Source organism: Bradyrhizobium sp. UFLA05-125, assembly GCF_059803515.1.
In genome coordinates, this window is sequence record NZ_JBANBJ010000054.1 from 40956 (window position 1) to 57350 (window position 16395).

A 16395-nucleotide genomic window follows, 5' to 3' on the forward strand; every position below is an offset into this window, starting at 1 on the left:
GCTTCGAATTTGGAACGGAAGAACGGTGGCGCCGGCAAGAGGTACGGCTTCGGGCAGATCGCCTGCGGCGAAAGCGCCGCAGGCGATCGAGGGAGTGGTGGTCGACGTCGTCAGTGCGCGACGACGACGTTCCCCGCACTCGCGGTGACCGTGGCGGCAGTCGAGCCGGTCGTCAGCATCACCGATGTCGGTGCGCCCGCGGTATTGATATGACCGCCGGATGACCAAGCATCAGTGCCGTCCGGGCTCGATCCCGGCGAAACGGCGTTGCCGCGGCCGTTGTTGCTGATGCCCTTCGCACCAGGCGTCGAATCCGAGCCGCCATTTCCTTCCGGATCTTGCGGATCGCCGGAGCCGCCGTTGGTGTTGCCACCGGTACCACCCGCCGGCGCAGCCGGGTTCGATCCGAGCACGATGGTCACGCCGCTCGAATCGGAGTTGCTGTTCGGATCGCCGGGGTTGCCGGGACCTTTGCCGTTGTTGCCCGGTTTCGATCCGGTGCCGTTGTCGTCATTGCCCATCAAGCCAGCGCCCGGAAGATGGATGCCGTGTTGAGCGAGAACGGCAGATTGCGAACCGTCCCCGCCGCTCTGATCGGGAGCGGACATCGCGCTTCCCGCGGTCTGCTGGTTACCCGGGGCGGAGGTATCGTTGTTGGCAACGCAATCCGAACAATCATTGTCGCCAGTCTTGCTGGGATTGTTGTTCGATTCGTTGCTATTGGGGTCGTTGCTATTGGAGTTATTGCTTCCCGTCTGGGTGTTCTGGTTGCCCTGACCCTGGTTGCCCTGGCCGCTGCCATTGGATTGATTGCCACTCGGGCCGGCGACGGGCTGGTCGTTTCCGCTGTTCCCGGTCTCTCCAGACGTGGCTGGGCCGCTGGTGGGGCCGACCGAGCCGGTGTCAATGGAGCCGGTGTTGCCACTGGCGCCCGAGGTTGTCGTGGTGCCACCACCGCTTGGTCCACCTGACGCGCTTGTTCCGGTGCCGAGGGCGCCAGTCCCTCCACCAGTTCCACCGGGTTGATCGTTGCCTCCGACAATGACAACAGGACCGCCGTCGCTGGTTGCGCTGCTGCTACCGCTGCTACTGCCTTCGGGGTCTCCCGAGCGAACGGGGCCGATAACAGGGCCGCCGGAGGTGTCGGATCCGCCGATGCCGCCACCTCCGCTGACGATGCTGCCGGTCGTGTTGTTGTTGGTGGTGGGCGCACCCGCCGACGGAGCAGCATTGCTGCCGCTTGCACCATTCAGGCCGTCCTTGATGATCCCACCAAGTACGCCCTTGATCGCGTCCTTGGCGAGGCCCGCAACTCCAGCAGCGTTCAGCACCACATCCGCGGCTCCGGCGAGGAGCCCTCCGCCTGCGGCCTTGACGGGATCCTTGCCCTGCAAGGCGGCCGCCCCAGCATCGACGCCGGCTTTCACCACGGCTTTCGCAGCCGCCGCGTTGACATCGGCAAGCGGACCTGTGCCCTTGGGAATAAGGCCGCCGATCGCTTCGGCAGCCCCCGCGCCCGCCGCGGCAATGATGGATTTCTTCGCGGCTCCCGCGACGGTGCCGGTGCCGGCGCCCGCGGATTCGCCAACCGAGACAAGGCCATTTGCGATGACTGAGCCAGCGACCGCAGCCGCTTTGGGGTTGCCGGTTGCCGACGTGACAGCCGACGTGATCGCGAGCTTCGCCACGGTGGTAATGCCGCCCTTGATGGCCTCGTAATTATTTTCCACCCAATTGGCCGTCGCGCTGCGCACGAAGCCGCGGCCATCGACCCACTGGCCGCCCTCCGGGATAGACAGCTCCACAGTGCTATTGAGCACGCCCGTCCCGTCATTGTCGGCCCTGGCGGGGCCTGCGGCAATCAGCAGTGCCATGACCGACACACTCACTAGTGCAGTTCTTTTCATCAAACAGTCTCCATCTTGGATCGTCGCGTTTAGCGCTCGGCGACGAGTCGAGCGGCACGTTGATGAAGCAAACGGACGCAATTTTCTTGGACTGGGCCGAACCAAATTCGCTGCTTGAGTTGCCTGCAAGCAATGCAAACAACTCTTCCGTCTATCTCCATGCTGTCCGCCGTCATGAATGGCCGATCGTCGCGTTGGTTCGAGACGACAAGCGCAAGCCGAAGAGATTCAAGTACAATTCCGAATCGCCGCGGCTTGGTTTTTTTCAGAGCGCAATCGATCGCGGCACATGCGATGTACTCGGTGTCGTCTCTCGCTGCTCACTGAATACGATGGTCGTTACGCGATCGTCACGCGTGCGTCATGATTTTCGAAGCGGCCGTCAGTGGTTCATCGCACGATCATCGTGCTTGTCGGCAACCGTCACGGCCGTCGTCTTGTCGCGTCGCGGAGTCTGGACGGCGACATTCCAAAGGCGCGGCGAAATGCGCGATTGAAATAGGACAGGTCGCCAAAACCAAGATCATACGCGATCGCGCTGATCCGCCTGCCGGAGAAGTCCGGATCCTTCAACACTCGATACGCTTCGGCCAAACGCGCTTCCAATACGAAATCGGAAAACGTCACCCCCTCGGTCTTGAAAAGTTTTTGAACGGCACGGGACGTCACTCCTTGACGTGCGGCGATGCTGTCGATCGAAAGCGACGAACTGCCGATGTTTTCAACGATGGTGGTTTTGATCAGTCTCAACCGATCGATACGCTTGGCCCGGCGCTCCGATCTTGGTGCAATCTCGCAGCGCCGAGCCTTCAGCGTTTTGACAGTCGCCGAGGCGACCGGCAGCGCTGCGCCATGCGAATCCTCTATCGCGCCCACGCCTTGAAAGGCACCTTCCGACGATCGCACGTCTCACGCCCCCTGGTTCGTGCAGATGAGCCTTCGTAGGCCTGGACGCCGCTGTGGTTCGATGGCCGCATTGGAGAATTCTTCTTTTTCGCCTTCATGCCGAACGCGCTTGGACGAGAACGACATAACCAACCGGACGAGGCGTCATTGCGCGACGCGCGCGAGGTCTGCCAGGCGTGTGGCTGCTTGAACCCGAAAAGGAGCAGCTGCGACCAAGGCTCGCGGCGGAAGCATTTTGCTGCCGGGTCAGGGATTGCGGGGGACCAGAATGAACGAGTCTATCGGCGTCAGGTTTTCGCAGGCGCGATCGGGGACGTTGTTTCGGCCGGCGGCCTGGGGTTCGGTTTTCCTCCTCCTCGCCTGCGCCTGGTCTTCATCACTTTCCGCAAATCCGGCGATCGCCAACAATCCGCCCTGCAACAGCACGAAGATCGGGTTCAGGCCGACAGCCAGAGACGAGGCACGCGCGCTCGCTTTTGTGCGATCCTTGCCGGGCGTCGGCCGCATCGAAAAGAACAACGATGGTTCTTATGGTGTAGAGTTCGCGGGCGCCAATGAGATCAACGCGCTAATCGCCGACCTCAATCAGCACCATGCGGCCGAGGTCATCGACCTGTTTCAGTACTTTCAATGCAACTACCGGCTCTTCTGACCGCAGCCCTGGACGCGGACGCGCCTCTCGCTGACTGGTCGGTCAACCAGCGGCTAAGGACTGGCTTCGCGGCGGTGCGTTGCGCTGGATCAGGTCCCAGCGGTTGCCACAGATATCCCTGAAAACCGCGACGACGCCATACGCCTCGCGCCGTGGCTCCTCAACGAAGCGCACGCCGGCTGCGATCATGCGCGCATGATCGCGATCGAAATCATCGGTCTCGAGGAACAGGAAGACCCGCCCCCCAGTCTGGTCACCAATGCGCGCCAACTGGGCCGGACCGTCAGCCCGCGCCAATAGCAGGCCGGAGCCGGCGCCGCCCGGTGGGCGCACGACCACCCAACGTTTGCCGCCGCCGAGCGGCGCATCCTCGCAGAGCTCGAAATCCAGAGCGCGGGTGAAGAAGGCGATCGCTTCGTCATAGTCCGCGACCACAAGGCTGACGAGGGAGAGATACCGATTCATCGTCCAACCTGGCGAGTTGCGAGAAGTTGGCTGTCAAGAAGGCCAGCATAACATCATATCGAGCTCAATCAGGGCGGCAGCGTGATGTGGTGCGGCCCTGCCAGTTCGGCCCGTCGCTTTGATCGCGGCGCGCCCGTCCTGACGCGCCGCCACAGCAAGGACGATCCTCGCCGCCAGACTTGGCTCGTCTGTTCGGCGACGTGCGCATAGGCGCGAGCGGACCGTGCCTGCCTCAGAGCGGGCAGGCTGTACCTGGTGTCGGCACGCACCCCTGACCAGGAACAATCGGTTGTGGCGTCGGATGCGGCGTCGGAAGTGGCGGCCACGGATGGATCGGCACCGGATCGACAGGGATATGTGGCGGCCACCACGGCAGCGGTGGAGGGCCGATGTGCACTGGAGGCAGCGGACCGATGATGATCGGCAAAGAGTTGTTCGCGGGGTTGCTGTCGGCATGCGCGACGCCGACCAATGCGCTCACAACGAGTAATGAAAGGCAGAACGCACGGAAAATCATTGTCGTCGGCTCCTGTTCAGACGCACGGCCAATACGGTCGTGCCAGCCGAGAATTCCATTGCGCCTTGCCGACGCCAAGCCGGACATCAGAGTTAGAGATAAACGACTAGTCTCAAAGAACTAGCCGTGCCGCATTCCTGCGCCGACCTTGGCCAGCGCGTCGGCTATCATCGCCAACGCGACCTTGGCTTGCACATAAGCGTCGCCGTCTGGTTGCGGCGGGCGGATCGTCGTACCCGATACAAAGACTTGATTTCCGACGCGGACGGCCCCGCGAGTACCCGTATATGTCTTCAAAGTCGTAGCCGGACGAGACGTTCTGCCTTGACACACGGGTGCTCCTGCATGGTTCTCTAGGCGCTCAACGTCACAGCTTTTCGCATGGGGGTCGTGTGTACAGATGAGACTAATGCGCCGCATCTTTGTCGCGACTGTCCTGGCGTCCAGCACGCTTTCCGCTCCAGCGTTTGGCGATGACATCAAAGGCGCCTTGAAGGAATTCGGGCTTTTGGGAACATGGTCACCAAATTGCAGCAAAGCAATTTCTGATCCGGGAGGCTCCAAGCTATCTTTTGCTGCACCGGGCGAGGGAAGCGCCACAGCGACAATTCAAGAGAATAAAGGCGAGGCATTAGTTACTGCAGTCCATGAAGTTCTTGAATCGTCAATCATTGATAGCAAGAAAATCAGGATAGCCCTGCGGGCCGCGACGGTCACCAGATCAGACGGCAAGGCCGCTTCTCAACATGAATATGACGGCGTGCGTCTTGTCTTTCAAAAGGTCGGCACGCGGATCGAAATCATTCGTGTTCAATTTGAAGGCCTGCCGGAAATCGAACGGGCAAGCTTTTTTGAGAAATGCCCGAATTGAGCCGTCGGCTCGTCCCAGCCGCAAGGCCTTCCGCATTCTTTTCGATCAGAAACTCAACTAGCCAAATTCTCAACGCTCGGCTTGAACCCGACAGTCCCTTGCCCGCGACAACATCCCAGTCGGCTATCTTCCGTCGCCGGTTGCCAGGTAGCAGATCACATGCCGTCGACCATGCCCCCTCCCAGCAAGCTTGCCAAGACACACAATTGGGCAGTCTCGATTATCTGCAGCAGGCTGATAGCCGCGTTCGTGCTGTCGGGAGTTCTAGCATCTACCTGCTCACGCGCAACTGAGGCCGAGATGACGCAAACAGGCATAGTACTTGATATCCCGGGACCGTGGCCGGACCGGACCGCGTTCCTCGCGGACTTTGCTGAAGCCAATGGCCCTGCTGTGGTCGTGTCCGGCCCCGACATGTTCAGTGCCGACCGTCGCGTACATGCCGCCTTCGACGTCATGCCGCACGACCCAGCTCTCGCAAATGCGATGTGGATCGGCGCAGGACGCTCACTCGATCGCAACACGATGGACAGGATCGCCGCTCACAAGTCGGTGGTGCAACTCGTCGTGACAGACACTGGTCCGGGAGTGGAAGAGCATCTCAGGATCTTGGCCGCCGCAGTGAGAAAAGCTGGCGGCCTCGCAGTGCGCGTGCATTACTCCGGCCTGAGCCATGATTGGAAGCGCTGGGATGCGCTGCTTGGCGCCGAACTACCGGCTGGGCTGTTCCAGGCCCTCGTGGTGCAGGTTCCGTATCGCGAGCGCGGCCGGTTGTGTTCTTTCGGCATGGTGCAATTCGGACTGGCGGATGGCTGTGTCGCCGACGCAGGAATCGATGCCGGGCCCGCGTGGGTGCTGTTCGAGTTCAACATTCATCTGTGGCAGACCCGGCCGCCGCTCGAAGCCGGACACACATTCTCGCGCAACGCGGCTGGAGCGCAGAGGTACGTCTTGAAGCACGTCGCGGATCGTCGCTACCCGGACGGACACGAATACGTCAATCCCAATGGCGTCTGGGAAATGGACCCGGGGCACTGATCGACATGAGCCTGGGTTTGGCCGGATTGGCTTCCCCGCAACGGCGCGACGCCTGTAGTTCGCGCGCCGAGACCCCTTCAGCCCGCAATCCGTAGGCGCCGCCGCGCCTACCTCAAGGCCTCGCTCAATGCTTGCTCGGCTCGAACACCACGATCACGCCGGTGGGCTCCGGCTCATGCGCCCTGAGGCTGGTCAGCTCCGGATCGCTCCAGTCGGCAAGACTGACGACTTCGCCGGTCCTGCCCTCCATCTCGGATGAGTCGGTGGGCTCCAGCACTTTCAATCCGCTCTCGTCGACGAAGAACGTATGGTCTCCGAACAGGCTGTTGAGCTGAGGTACGGCCGGGTGTCCGTCGGGAAGAACCTGGGCGTCCAACTGTCTCATGGTCTCCTTGACCTGGATGGGATTGAGCTTCATGAGCCGCTCCATTTCGCGCTTGTCTGTTATCCCCGGCGTGGCCGTGGCGGACTTTGTTCCAGCACCCGCCCCGGCCTAGACTCCCGAACAGACCGCGCGCGCAATTGTTCCCCGCGCTTCCATGTCCACGCGACCGATTGCGGCCGCCGCGCTCGTGGCATGATTGGGGCGACATCGAGATTGCAGTCGCACGTGATCCAACACGCTGGGGCGGTTGCATCCTCAAGACGCGTCTAGAGATCGAAATTGGTCGGCAGCATGACCACGTCGCGAATGGTCATGCCGCGTGGCCGCGTCAGCATGAAGATCACCACGTTGGCGACGTCGCTGGCTTCGAGCAGGCTTCCGGAGGCCTTCGCGTCCTTCAGCTTCTCCGGCGGCCAGTCCGCGATCAGTGCGGTGATGACGGGACCGGGCGAAATCGATCCGACGCGGATGCCGTGCTTGAACACCTGGCGCCGCACCGTCTGGACGAAGCAATTGATCGCCCATTTGGACGATGCATAGACCGGCTCCCAAGGCGTCGGAAAATGGGCCGCGAGCGAGCTCGTGATGATGATGTCGCCTGTCCGGCGTTCGATCATGTGAGGCAGCACGTCGTGGACATTCTTCATCACGACGTTGACATTGAGGTTCAGCATCCGGTCGATCGCGGCGCCATCGGCATCGACGAGGTCGCCGCCAATATACGTGCCCGCATTGGCATGCAGGATGTCGAGCTGACCGGTCTTCTCCAGAACGCGGGGCAGCAGCGTGGCGCAGTCCGTCGGGTTCAGCAAGTCGATGACGAGCGGGATCGCCGCGTCGCCGTGCCTGTTGCAAATGGCCTTCAGGGCCGCTGCATCTCGGTCGACCAGCACCACGCGCGCGCCTGCGGCCAGCATTGCCTCGGTGGTCGCGAGGCCAATGCCCGACGCAGCCCCCGTCACGACGGCAACCTTGCCGTCCAGATCTCCTGCCATGGACATTCCTCCTTGTTGGGCGCTTCGTCGGGCGCCTGCCCGGCAATCGTCACTCCCCGCGGTTTTCCCCGACCGATAACGCGCAGATGCGCGAGAGGTGCATGTAGGGCAGGCCAGTCTCACTGGCCCAGGCGTTGAACTGCGCCTGTACCTTGGCGAGATCGCCCTTCGACTTCACCTCTTCTGCGATGTCGAGGCCGGCATCGCGCAGGCACGCGACGACGTCCTTGGAGGTGACGAAGCCGTCCCAGCCGACGAAGCGGAGCAGCATCTGGCCGGTGTTGCCCCCGAGCCTGCTTCCGCGCTTGGTGAGGAGATCGAGCAGGCCGATCTCGTCCGAGGCCGGCCATTTTGCCAGGAATTTTCCGAAGCTGCCGTGTTCTTTTGCGATCTCCTGCACGAAGGCGGCGTTCTCGCGCACCGACAGGATCTTTGCGCCGTTGCGCACGATGCGGGCGTCGCGCATCAGGCCTTCCCAATAATCCTCAGGCTGAAAGCTCAGCTTGGCCGGCTGGAAGTGCAGGAAGGCCTGCTCAAAGCCGTCCCATTTCGAATCGATCACGCTCCAGGCAAAGCCGGCGCAAAACACCCGCTTCGACATCTCCGCGAGGATACGATCGTCGGGCAGTTTGGCGAGCGCCTTTGCATCGGGCTTCGCCGGCAGCAACTTCTCCAGCTGCCTGGGCCCGCCCTTGCGCTTCTCGGCCCGAGCGCGAATGGTCTTGAACGAGGTCATGCGGTCACCTGCCATGAGGCCGCGCTACGACATCAGACTTCACTGGGAAGGTCCAGCCCTGCGATGCCCGACAGTTGCAGCCGACGCGCCGCCCGGGTCATCACTGAGCTGCATGCTCGCTGCCGCAGGGTCGATCAACTCATCAGCGCCGCGCCGCGACGTGGTTGCCCTGCCCGGCAGCCTGGCGCTTGAGATCGGCGAGACTGGTGTTGGCGACATTGAGCCGCTGCGCCAGCATGCGCGCGAGCATCAACGCGACCTCGGGCTCCTGAATCAGGAACGAGGCGGCATCGTCGAACTCGTAGATGACGGAATCGACGCAGGCCCGCACTGTGGCGGTGTGGGGTTGTTGCAGCAGCACCGACATCTCGCCGAACACGGCACCGGGTTCGGCGATGGTTGCGACCACGGTGTCGCCCTTGATCACCTCGAGCTTGCCTTCCAACAGGACATAGAGGTGCCCGGAGGCACCGCCCTCGGTGAGGATCAGCGTGCCGGTCGCGACCCGCTGCCGCGTTCCACCTCTGCAATGGTCCAGCACGGCGCGCATGTTGATATCCCGTCCGCGTCAGACTAGGCACCGACGCGGTCGGCGTCGAAGGGATAACAGCGGCGAGCCCGCTCAACTTTTCGGGATCAGCGGCTATGCCGCATCGCATCACAGGCTCGGTGCGGGCTCTAGCGGCAAGGCCTGCAAGCCACCAAAGCGGCGCTCCCTGCGGTGGAACGAGGAGAGCGCCTCGGCGAGATCGCTGGCATCGAATTCGGGCCACATCCGCTCGGTGAAATGCAGCTCGGCATAGGCGCCTTCCCACAGCAGGAAGTCCGACAGCCGCTTTTCGCCAGAGGTGCGGATAATGAGATCGACGTCGCGCAAGGACGCTTCGCCGGTGACGAGTTGCGAAAAGGCCTCGCGGGTGAGGCTCGTCAACGCAGCCGCCTTCGCGGCGGCATTGAGGATGGCGTCGCGCGCCGAATAATCGACGGCGATGCGCAAATGCAGCGCGTTGCCGTGGGCGGTCGCGCGCTCAGCGCCCGCGATTGCCGTGGCAATGCCCTCGGGCAGGCGATCGCGGCGGCCGATCACCGAGAGCCGCACGCCGTTCTTGACCAGGCTCTGCACCTCATTGGCGAGATAGAAGCGGAGCAGCGTCATCAAGGCTGCGACCTCGGCCTTGGGCCGGCGCCAGTTGTCGGTCGAGAACGCATAGAGCGTCAGCGTGCCGATGCCTTGCTTGGGGGCTGCTTCGATGATGCGCCTGATCGTCTCGACGCCGGCTTCGTGGCCACGGATACGCGACAGGCCGCGCCGCGTCGCCCATCGTCCGTTGCCGTCCATGATGATGCCCACGTGAAGCTTTTCGTTTGCCTGCGTGACGTCACTTTGCATCGCAAAGTCTCCAGTCAAAAAATGGGATGATCAGGTCGAGATGATGCCGAGGCGGCCGAGCGGCGGCGCCTCGCGGCCGGCCGCCTTGGCGGCATCGCGCACGAGGCGCTCGAGCACGGCGAGATAATCGAGGAAGCGGCGGCGGCCGGCCTTGGTCAGCCGGCAGGAGGTGTGGGGACGGTTGCCTTCGTAGCCCTTGGTCACCTCGACAAGGCCAGCCTCCTGCAACACGGCGAGATGTCGGCTGAGATTGCCGTCGGTCAGCCCGCAGAGCTGCTTGAGATCGGCGAAGGCAAGTCCCTTCGGATGCGCCATCAGCGAGGTCAGGAGGCCGAGCCTTGCCTTTTCATGGATGACACGATCGAGCCCTTCATAGGAGAAGGGCGCGTTTTCAGTCTTCGACATCATGGTCTCCGGACGCAACGTAGAGAATGCCGGCCATCAGCGACTGCCCGATCACGAAGGGCAGCCCCATGGTCCAGGGCGAGAGCGTGCGGGTCTGGCTCGCCAGCACAACGACCGCGAAGCCCGACACGAAATACCAGGCTCCCGCCAGCGCCACGCTGCGTGGCAGCGAGCGGACCGAGGCGAAAATGCCGAGCGACACCAGGATCTGCCACAGGCCGGGCAACAGCCAGAGCGTCTCGGCCGAGAACTTCCACAGCACCACCGCGAGCAGCACGCCGGCGACGCCGGCCGGCAGGAACTGCTCGATCGCCTGGTGGATCATGACGTCGGCAAGACCGGAGTGATGGCGGCGCGAGCGCGCGCGCATCTCGATCCAGATGACGAAGCCCGAGAGGCCCGCCGCAAGCCCCCAGCCGAGGAAGAACGCGAGCGGCTGGGTGGTCGGATCGTCGATGAACCAATATTGCAGGATCGTGGTGATCAGCGCGAGTGCGCCGGTTGCGATCATCGTCGCGGGGCCGTAGCCGCGAAAGGCGGTGCCGGCTGCGATCTGGCTGCGGATCGCCCCGATATCCGCCAGCGCTTTGTCGAGTTCGCGCATCTGCAACGTCGAGCCTCGCTCCACCCTCACCCCCCAATTCGGGGCATCATTAACTTTGTAATGCAAAGTATACCGTACTGCAAAGTAAAAGCAAGGCGCCATGATCCGACTGGGCGATGGTCGGCGCCAGACAACTGCCGGTTGCGCCAGGACGGGTCGGACAGGTAAGGTGCCGCACGAAAAGCGTTCCGGGGGCTTTGCAATGTTGAAGTGGGCAGCGGCGTGCGTGCTGCATGTCATTCTTGTCGGGTTTGCCAATGCCGCGGGGCCGTTCGGTTCGGTTTCGATGGGCAACTGGATCGGCGGCGCCTTCAGTAACGAGCAGACCGGCGCATTCTCGCATTGTGCGGCGACTGCGCCCTACGCCAATGGCGTCAGCCTCGTCGTCGGGCATAACGTCGCCGGCTCGTGGCTCCTGAGCTTTGCGAGTCCCAGCTTCAAGTTCACCAAGGGCGAGAATGCCGCGATCGACGTGATCTTCGACGGACAGGAGCAGGCTCGGCTGTTTGCGACGGCCAACGCGCCGAACATGCTCACGGCGATCATGCCGCCGAACGTGACGCGCATGTTCCAGAAGGCGAGCCTGATGGTAGCGACCGCGAGTCGCAACGCGTTGCAATTTCAGTTGACCTCGACGGCGCCCTTGATCGCGGCGCTCGCCACCTGCGTCACCCGGGTGAAAGCCGATGGGCTCGACAAGGCGGGCGATTTCACCAAGCTCGCCGCGAAGCCAGCAGCGGGTGACAAGCCGGCGCCGCCAAGCGGCAAGCCAAGCAAGACCTTCGATGTCAGCGGCACGGGTTTCGTGGTCAGCGCCGGCGGGCACGTCGTCACTAACAACCATGTGATCGACGGCTGCGTCGGAGACATCAAGGGCAATCTCTCGGGCGAATCGGCCATGATCCTTCGCGTGGTATCGCGCGACGCCTATAACGACCTGACGCTGCTCCAGGCGCCAACCACCGCAACCTTCAAGGACTTTGCGAGGATCAGAGACCGCTCGATGAAGTCGGGCGATTCGGTGGTCGCGATCGGTTTTCCCCTTCACGGCTATCTTACGTCCGACCTGACGGTCACGACTGGCATCGTGAGCTCGCTCAGTGGAATCAGAAACGACACTCGCCGTTTGCAGATCAGCGCGGCGATTCAGCCGGGCAACAGTGGCGGGCCACTGTTCGACACATCCGGCCAGTTGGCCGGCGTCGTCGTTTCCAAGCTCAACGCGCTGAAAATGATCCGGGAAACCGGCCAGCTGACGGAGAATATCAACTTCGCGATAAAGACCGGCGCGCTGCGCGATTTTCTCGATAACAGCGTGGTGCCGTACCAGACGGCGGAGCCCAAGGGCGAGCTCAAGACCGCCGAGATCGCCGGCAACGCCCGGGCCTACACCATGCTGATCACCTGCACCGCAACGGAAGAGGCCGACGCGAAGCGATAGGTGCTGTGCGAGGCACACTGCCTCGTCAATCTTCGCTGTCATTCCCCGCGAAAGCGGGGAATCCAGTACGCCGCGGCCTTTCCGTATTCGTCGCTGCCTCTGGAATACTGGATCGCCCGATCAAGTCGGGCGATGACAGCATCAGTGTGGATCGAACGACCCGACCAATTCAGAGTCGTAGGGTGGGCAAAGCGACTTGTCCGCCGTAGCTCGAAGAGCGAAGGCGGAAGCGTGCCCCCACTTTGGTCGCGATTCAGGAGAGATGGTGGGCACGGCGCTTCGCGCCTTTGCCCACCCTACGGCACCTGGCTATGGATGCGCGCAAGCAAATCACCTCAGGTGTGGCAACACCCCGCCTTCGCCGCATCGGGCTGGTACTCGTCGCGCAGGCGTACCCAGTGCATCGGATGGGGCAGGCCTTCCTCGTGACGACCGAGCGGGGTGAGATCGAGATACTGGTAGGCCGCATTCATCATGTCGAGACCGCGGGCAAAGCACGAGTAAGTGTGGAAGACAGTGGCGGCCTCGTCACGGAAGAACACGCTTATGCCGGGCAACTCGGGCCCGTAGAACCGCGTGGTTCCGAAATTGTATTTCGGCTCGCCCTTGTCGATCTCTTCGCGCGTGAACGTCACACCATAGTCGTGGTTGAAGTCATTGCCGCCCGAGGACACCCAGTCGAACGTCCAGCCCATGCGCTTCTTGAACGCTTCGAGCTTGGCGACGGGCGCGAGCGAAATCGCGACCATGGTGGTGTCGCGCGCGGCCAGATGCGGCACCATGCGCTCAAAGCCGTCGACCCAGAACGAGCAGCTCTTGCAGGCCGCCTCCCAGTCGGGCGCGAACATGACGTGCTGCACGACGAGCTGCGGAAGCCCCTTGAAGAGCTCGGCGAGCGTGATCTTGCCGGCCGGCCCATCGAATACATAGGGCTTGTCGAGCTTGACCCAGGGAAGGTTGCGGCGCTCCTCCGCAAGACGCTCGCGCGCCTGGCTGAACTCCTTCTCATGCGCCAGATGCGCCTTGCGCGCCGCGATCCACTCTTGGCGGGAAACGATCTGATGTTGCTGCATGATGAACTCCGTTGATCAGGCGACGAAGGCGTCGAGCTTGTCGAAGAACGAGTTCCAGCCGCGCTGGTGGTTGTCGCGTGCGGTTTCGTCGAAGAACTGGGCGTGATGGAAGATCATCAGCGTGCCACCGTTATCGGGCTTGAACGAAATGGTGACGAGCGACTCGCGTTCCGGCGTCGAGTGCCAGGCCCAAGAGAACACCAGCCGCTCGTTCGGCACGACCTCGCGGTAGATTCCGCCGGCCTCGAAATATTCGCCGTCGTCGCGGGTGAAGCTGATCCGGTAGCGGCCGCCGGTGCGGACGTCGAGGTCGGCCCGCACCATCGCGGGCTTCATGTTTGGCGGCCCGAACCACTGCGCTAGCTGCTCTGCCTGCGTCCACGCGGCGTAGACCCTTTCCGGCTTCGCGCGGAGCCTGCGCATGAGGGTGAGGCTTGGGCGTTCGCCGGTGCGGGCTGCGGCTGCTTGGTTGACGGCCATGGGTCTTCCTCCACAAAAGCTGCAAGGCGATCGAGATTGTCGGACCAGAAGCGCGCGTAGCGATTGAGCCAATTCATCGCCGGCTCCATCGGCTGCGCGGTGAGCCGGCAGGCGACCGTGCGACCGGACTTCTCCCGCACGATCAGACCTGCATCCGACAACACCTCGAGATGCTTCATGATCGCGGGCAGTGAGATCGAGAACGGAGCGGCCAGCTCGCTCACCGACAGGCCGTCCTCCTCGCCGAGCCGTGCCAGCAGCGCACGCCGCGTCGGATCGGACAGCGCCGCAAAGGTTCGGTCCAGCGTCTCGTCCTTATACTTAACCATATGGTTTAGTATAAGTGGATGCGGGCTCCGGTCAAGCGGGAACGCGCATCTGGAGGTCCGCACGAGTGCGTGATCGCGTGCCCGCTTGGAAACCGGTTCCGGAACCGCAAATGAAGAAAGCCCCGCCTCGCGACGGGGCTTCGTCAGCATCGTCATGCGCTAGCCGAGATCGCTACTCGACCTTCAGGCCGGCGAACTCGACGACCTTCTTCCACTTGTCGGTCTCAGCCTTGATCATGTCGCCGAACGCGTCCGGTGTCTGCACGAGCGGCTCGCCGCCGAGCTCGACCAGGCGCTTGGTCATGTCGGGCTCCTTCATGATCGCGTTGATCTCGCCGTTGAGCCTGGCGATGATCTCCTTCGGCGTGCTCTTCGGCGCGCCCATGCCGAACAGCGCGCTCGCCTCGTAGTTCGGGACGGTCTCCGCGATCGCCTGCACGTCGGGCAATTGCGAGGAGCGACCAGCTGTGGTGACGCCGAGAGCGCGCAGCGAGCCGGCGCGGATGTGCTGGATGATCGAGGGCATGTTGTCGAAGATCACCTGCACCTGGCCGCCGAGCATGTCGGTGATCGCGGGCGCCGCGCCGCGATAGGGGACGTGCTGCATCTTGCAGCCAGTCATCGCCATGAACATCTCGCCGGACAGATGCACCGAGGTGCCGTTGCCCGAAGAGGCCATGTTCACCTTGCCGGGATTGGCCTTCACATATTCGATGAACTCGGCGACGTTTTTCGCCGGCACGTCCTTGTTCACGGTCATCACGTTCGGCACGCGCTGGAACGAGGCAACCGGCGCGATATCGCGCACGAAGTTGAACTTGAGATTGGCGTAGAGCGAAGCGTTGATGAAGTTGGCCGGATTGACCAGCAGCAACGTATAGCCGTCGGGTTCGGCGTTGACGACGGACTCGGTGCCGATGTTGTTGCCGGCGCCGGGCTTGTTCTCGATCACGAATTGCTGGCCGAACTTTTCCGAGAGCCGCTGGCCGATCAGCCGCGCCAGGATGTCGGTAGCGCCTCCCGGCGGATAGCCGACGACCCATTTCACCGGCCGCGTTGGATAATCCGCCGCAAAGGCCCTTGAGAGCGGCGCCGTTGCAAGCGGACTGGCGGCGAGCAGGCCCAGCGCAGTGCGGCGTGTGATCATCTGAAGTCTTCTCCCAGTTTGTTGTTCTTGAAGGCAGCGCGTTGTAACAAAGCGCGCCAGCGACGAGAAGTGCGCTACCTGCATCGCGACGAAAGGATAAGGCATGTCCGTCAAGGTTCGAGCCCTCGATCACCTCGTCATCAACGTCGCAGACGTCGCGCGCACCGCCGAGTGGTACCGCAAAATCCTCGGCATGGAAGTGAGGGTGTTCGACCCGGGCGGCGGCAAAGCGCCGCGGACCTCGCTTCAGTTCGGCAACCAGAAGATCAACGTCCGGCCGCGCGATTCCGACAAGGTGGAGTGGTTCACCGCGGACCATGCGACTGCCGGCAGCGAGGATCTGTGCTTCCTCACCGCGGCCACGCCCGACGAGGTGGTGGCGCATCTGATGGCGCATGGTGTCGCGATCGAGGAAGGCCCGGTGGCCAAGCAGGGTGCCCGCGGCACGCTCCGCTCGGTCTATTGCCGCGATCCGGACGGCAGCCTGATCGAGATTTCGTCGTATGAGGACGGCGGTGAGGAAGATCGTGAGTGACCGATCGCACGCGGCCGTAGGGTGGGCAAAGCGACTTGTCCGCCGTAGCTCGAAGAGCGAAGGCGGAAGCGTGCCCACCCTCTTTCCGCTAATCTGGACCCAAGCGGTGGACACGGCGCTTGTGCGCCTTTGCCTACGACAGCGGAGAATGTGTCGTCAGAACGATCCGAGCGCCACCGGGCGGAAGGCCTGCACGAGCTGCTGGTCCAGCTTGCCACCCATGCCCTCCAGCATCGCGAAGGCGCGGGAGTGGGTAAAGGGCATGCGGTAGGCACGCTTCTCCACCAGCGCGGCGTAGATATCGACGATGGTGGTCAGGCGCACGATGTCGCTGATCTGGTTCGAGGAGAGCTTGTTCGGATAGCCGCTGCCGTCGAGGAACTCGTGGTGGTGCAGCACCACATCGAGCATTTCCGGCGGGAAACCGCCTTGCTCGGCCAGCGCCTCATAGCCGCGGCGCGGATGCTGGCGGACTTCGTCCATCTCCTCGTCGGTGAGCTTGCCGGGCTTGTCCAGCAG

At 62.9% G+C, this 16395-nt stretch carries 20 protein-coding genes; 5 read left to right on the forward strand and 15 right to left on the reverse strand.

Going from position 1 to position 16395, the window contains the following annotated elements; all coding sequences use genetic code 11:
- Positions 1-110 precede the first annotated feature (110 nt).
- Together SO156_RS33030 and SO156_RS33035 are read right to left on the reverse strand one after the other, a co-directional pair.
- The gene (locus SO156_RS33030) at positions 111-1907 is read right to left on the reverse strand and encodes a hypothetical protein (protein WP_498537682.1); all 1797 of its coding nucleotides are present in this window, start codon (positions 1905-1907) and stop codon (positions 111-113) included.
- Positions 1908-2330: 423 nt separating this feature from the next.
- Complete coding sequence (locus SO156_RS33035) at positions 2331-2813, reverse strand: helix-turn-helix transcriptional regulator (RefSeq protein WP_498537683.1); 483 nt, start codon at positions 2811-2813, stop codon at positions 2331-2333.
- Between the two features lie 235 nt (positions 2814-3048).
- Here SO156_RS33035 and SO156_RS33040 point away from each other — a divergent pair, with 235 nt between their 5' ends.
- Entirely contained in the window at positions 3049-3465 is a 417-nt protein-coding gene (locus tag SO156_RS33040; protein WP_498537684.1) for a hypothetical protein, read from the forward strand.
- Between the two features lie 42 nt (positions 3466-3507).
- Here the strand turns inward: SO156_RS33040 and SO156_RS33045 are convergent, their stop codons facing one another.
- Positions 3508-3930, reverse strand: coding sequence for a VOC family protein (locus SO156_RS33045; RefSeq protein ID WP_498537685.1), 423 nt, complete (start codon positions 3928-3930; stop codon positions 3508-3510).
- 926 nt (positions 3931-4856) lie between these two features.
- Here SO156_RS33045 and SO156_RS33050 point away from each other — a divergent pair.
- Positions 4857-5318 carry a hypothetical protein gene (locus tag SO156_RS33050; protein ID WP_498537686.1) on the forward strand — a complete coding sequence of 154 codons (462 nt, stop codon included), beginning with the start codon at positions 4857-4859 and terminating at the stop codon, positions 5316-5318.
- A 300-nt stretch (positions 5319-5618) separates the two neighbouring features.
- Positions 5619-6356, forward strand: a complete 738-nt coding sequence (locus tag SO156_RS33055; RefSeq protein ID WP_458149055.1) for a hypothetical protein — start codon at positions 5619-5621, stop codon at positions 6354-6356.
- A 124-nt stretch (positions 6357-6480) separates the two neighbouring features.
- Here the strand turns inward: SO156_RS33055 and SO156_RS33060 are convergent, their stop codons facing one another.
- The 7 genes from SO156_RS33060 to SO156_RS33090 form a co-directional block, all read right to left on the reverse strand.
- Positions 6481-6774: a hypothetical protein gene (locus SO156_RS33060; protein ID WP_458149054.1), complete on the reverse strand. Its 294-nt coding sequence runs from the start codon at positions 6772-6774 to the stop codon at positions 6481-6483.
- 233 nt (positions 6775-7007) lie between these two features.
- Positions 7008-7736 (reverse strand): SDR family oxidoreductase, encoded by a 729-nt coding sequence (locus SO156_RS33065; RefSeq protein ID WP_458149053.1) that lies wholly within the window; start codon positions 7734-7736, stop codon positions 7008-7010.
- Positions 7737-7785: 49 nt separating this feature from the next.
- Positions 7786-8472, reverse strand: a complete 687-nt coding sequence (locus SO156_RS33070; protein ID WP_458149052.1) for a DNA-3-methyladenine glycosylase I — start codon at positions 8470-8472, stop codon at positions 7786-7788.
- Between the two features lie 142 nt (positions 8473-8614).
- A complete protein-coding gene (locus SO156_RS33075; RefSeq protein ID WP_458149051.1) occupies positions 8615-9022 on the reverse strand; it encodes a Crp/Fnr family transcriptional regulator in 408 nt (135 codons plus the stop codon).
- A 108-nt stretch (positions 9023-9130) separates the two neighbouring features.
- The gene (locus SO156_RS33080) at positions 9131-9862 is read right to left on the reverse strand and encodes a di-trans,poly-cis-decaprenylcistransferase (protein WP_498537687.1); all 732 of its coding nucleotides are present in this window, start codon (positions 9860-9862) and stop codon (positions 9131-9133) included.
- Positions 9863-9892: 30 nt separating this feature from the next.
- The gene (locus tag SO156_RS33085; RefSeq protein WP_458149049.1) at positions 9893-10267 is read right to left on the reverse strand and encodes a transcriptional regulator; all 375 of its coding nucleotides are present in this window, start codon (positions 10265-10267) and stop codon (positions 9893-9895) included.
- On the reverse strand, positions 10254-10871 hold the full coding sequence (locus SO156_RS33090; protein WP_498537688.1) for a hypothetical protein: 618 nt from the start codon (positions 10869-10871) through the stop codon (positions 10254-10256). Before SO156_RS33090 ends, SO156_RS33085 begins: the two co-directional genes overlap by 14 nt.
- A gap of 202 nt (positions 10872-11073) precedes the next feature.
- Between SO156_RS33090 and SO156_RS33095 the strand changes: the two genes are divergently transcribed.
- The gene (locus SO156_RS33095; RefSeq protein WP_498537689.1) at positions 11074-12312 is read left to right on the forward strand and encodes a S1C family serine protease; all 1239 of its coding nucleotides are present in this window, start codon (positions 11074-11076) and stop codon (positions 12310-12312) included.
- A 335-nt stretch (positions 12313-12647) separates the two neighbouring features.
- Here the strand turns inward: SO156_RS33095 and SO156_RS33100 are convergent, their stop codons facing one another.
- From SO156_RS33100 to SO156_RS33115, 4 genes are all read right to left on the reverse strand, one after another.
- Positions 12648-13385, reverse strand: a complete 738-nt coding sequence (locus SO156_RS33100) for a DUF899 domain-containing protein (RefSeq protein ID WP_498537690.1) — start codon at positions 13383-13385, stop codon at positions 12648-12650.
- A gap of 15 nt (positions 13386-13400) precedes the next feature.
- Positions 13401-13808: an SRPBCC family protein gene (locus SO156_RS33105; protein ID WP_498537691.1), complete on the reverse strand. Its 408-nt coding sequence runs from the start codon at positions 13806-13808 to the stop codon at positions 13401-13403.
- Positions 13745-14194: an ArsR/SmtB family transcription factor gene (locus tag SO156_RS33110; protein ID WP_498537692.1), complete on the reverse strand. Its 450-nt coding sequence runs from the start codon at positions 14192-14194 to the stop codon at positions 13745-13747. Before SO156_RS33110 ends, SO156_RS33105 begins: the two co-directional genes overlap by 64 nt.
- A 172-nt stretch (positions 14195-14366) precedes the next feature.
- Positions 14367-15341: a Bug family tripartite tricarboxylate transporter substrate binding protein gene (locus SO156_RS33115; RefSeq protein WP_498537693.1), complete on the reverse strand. Its 975-nt coding sequence runs from the start codon at positions 15339-15341 to the stop codon at positions 14367-14369.
- A 103-nt stretch (positions 15342-15444) separates the two neighbouring features.
- Here SO156_RS33115 and SO156_RS33120 point away from each other — a divergent pair, with 103 nt between their 5' ends.
- The gene (locus tag SO156_RS33120) at positions 15445-15876 is read left to right on the forward strand and encodes a VOC family protein (protein ID WP_458149043.1); all 432 of its coding nucleotides are present in this window, start codon (positions 15445-15447) and stop codon (positions 15874-15876) included.
- Positions 15877-16032: 156 nt separating this feature from the next.
- Here the strand turns inward: SO156_RS33120 and SO156_RS33125 are convergent.
- Positions 16033-16395: HD-GYP domain-containing protein (locus tag SO156_RS33125; RefSeq protein WP_498537694.1), on the reverse strand; the 363-nt coding region annotated here is incomplete at its 5' end.

Bases quoted from the DNA above. Each gene is read 5' to 3' on its own strand.
- SO156_RS33100 (WP_498537690.1), bottom strand. From the start codon at position 13,385: ATGCAGCAACATCAGATCGTTTCCCGCCAAGAGTGGATCGCGGCGCGC.
- SO156_RS33070 (WP_458149052.1), bottom strand. From the start codon at position 8,472: ATGACCTCGTTCAAGACCATTCGCGCTCGGGCCGAGAAGCGCAAGGGC.
- SO156_RS33095 (WP_498537689.1), top strand. From the start codon at position 11,074: ATGTTGAAGTGGGCAGCGGCGTGCGTGCTGCATGTCATTCTTGTCGGG.
- SO156_RS33090 (WP_498537688.1), bottom strand. From the start codon at position 10,871: ATGCGCGAACTCGACAAAGCGCTGGCGGATATCGGGGCGATCCGCAGC.
- SO156_RS33080 (WP_498537687.1), bottom strand. From the start codon at position 9,862: ATGCAAAGTGACGTCACGCAGGCAAACGAAAAGCTTCACGTGGGCATC.
- SO156_RS33105 (WP_498537691.1), bottom strand. From the start codon at position 13,808: ATGCGCAGGCTCCGCGCGAAGCCGGAAAGGGTCTACGCCGCGTGGACG.
- SO156_RS33115 (WP_498537693.1), bottom strand. From the start codon at position 15,341: ATGATCACACGCCGCACTGCGCTGGGCCTGCTCGCCGCCAGTCCGCTT.
- SO156_RS33055 (WP_458149055.1), top strand. From the start codon at position 5,619: ATGACGCAAACAGGCATAGTACTTGATATCCCGGGACCGTGGCCGGAC.
- SO156_RS33120 (WP_458149043.1), top strand. From the start codon at position 15,445: ATGTCCGTCAAGGTTCGAGCCCTCGATCACCTCGTCATCAACGTCGCA.
- SO156_RS33060 (WP_458149054.1), bottom strand. From the start codon at position 6,774: ATGAAGCTCAATCCCATCCAGGTCAAGGAGACCATGAGACAGTTGGAC.
- SO156_RS33065 (WP_458149053.1), bottom strand. From the start codon at position 7,736: ATGGCAGGAGATCTGGACGGCAAGGTTGCCGTCGTGACGGGGGCTGCG.
- SO156_RS33075 (WP_458149051.1), bottom strand. From the start codon at position 9,022: ATGCGCGCCGTGCTGGACCATTGCAGAGGTGGAACGCGGCAGCGGGTC.
- SO156_RS33085 (WP_458149049.1), bottom strand. From the start codon at position 10,267: ATGTCGAAGACTGAAAACGCGCCCTTCTCCTATGAAGGGCTCGATCGT.
- SO156_RS33030 (WP_498537682.1), bottom strand. From the start codon at position 1,907: ATGAAAAGAACTGCACTAGTGAGTGTGTCGGTCATGGCACTGCTGATT.
- SO156_RS33110 (WP_498537692.1), bottom strand. From the start codon at position 14,194: ATGGTTAAGTATAAGGACGAGACGCTGGACCGAACCTTTGCGGCGCTG.
- SO156_RS33050 (WP_498537686.1), top strand. From the start codon at position 4,857: ATGCGCCGCATCTTTGTCGCGACTGTCCTGGCGTCCAGCACGCTTTCC.
- SO156_RS33045 (WP_498537685.1), bottom strand. From the start codon at position 3,930: ATGAATCGGTATCTCTCCCTCGTCAGCCTTGTGGTCGCGGACTATGAC.